General features: G+C 46.7%; 1 protein-coding gene. It reads right to left on the bottom strand.

The genetic code is table 11. The features are described from left to right. Positions 1-124: 124 nt before the first annotated feature. The coding region (locus B4K20_RS13860; protein WP_289283337.1) for an MOSC domain-containing protein at positions 125-967 on the bottom strand (843 nt) is incomplete at its 5' end.

Here is a 967-nt window from a genome sequence, read left to right as displayed (position 1 = left end):
GGCAGTCCACAAATGCTGAATGACACCGCAGCGTTATTAGATGAGCGAGGGTTTGTGGTTTCTCCTCGCATCGGTGTACCCGGCGACTATGTGATTGAACGTGCTTTTGTTGAGAAATAAGACTTTATTGAATAAAGACCTCATCACCAACACGAATAACACCAGCTTCAGCAATAGCGCCATAGACTCCCAGGTTTTGGTCAGCTTGCTTCACAATCGTACGAAGCATTTTTTTATCTGATGGTATATGGCGCTGTTGTCGGGTAATAGCGCCACATCGTGGCGTGGTGCCACAACATTGCACTGTCGTCTGACCAATCTGAATCGTTTTATCTAACCAGGCTTGCTCAATCAAACCTTCCATACCTGGAACCGTTTCGATGACAATATTTGGACGGAAGCGCTCTACTGCCCAGTCAGAGTCAGGTTTAAGCTGTTTCATATAATCCAGTGTGGCAGTCGTCAGCATATGAAACGGGGTGACCAAGAAAAAGGTGCCTGGGAGCGATACGTACTCCTGAGCCTGCTCGGGCAGGTTATCCAAATCCGGTAAGGCTTCTCCAGGCTCCCGATCAAACGTGGCTTTTAATTCTTCCAACCAAGTGTGATCGTCTTGTTTATATCGTTTGTAGAAATCCTGCTCTTCAATAGGCTTAAGCGGCTGTAATGTGGAATCAAACCCGGTTAGCAAAGTCAGTAACTGATTGACCTGTGGCTCATCACTGCCAATCACGGCGCCATCAGGAAAAGTGATATCAACCTGATCATCTGGTCCGGTCGCATCTCCACGTCGGCACTTTGCATTGCAGCGTAATAATTCAGGCCGAAATTTACAGCTTTGGATTTCCTGTCGCTGAGTATCTTGTAATGCCCAGATACGATCGCCAGTTAAACCATTTTCACCTAGATAACATTGTTCAAGCTGTTCCCCTGCCATCCCTTTGACTGGATAACGCCAGATTTGTTT

It is taken from the genome of Methylophaga sp. UBA5088, from assembly GCF_002414625.1.
GTDB lineage: Bacteria > Pseudomonadota > Gammaproteobacteria > Nitrosococcales > Methylophagaceae > Methylophaga > Methylophaga marina.
Note: the sequence above shows the minus strand (reverse complement) of the source record. Positions and strands in the feature narration are given on the sequence as shown.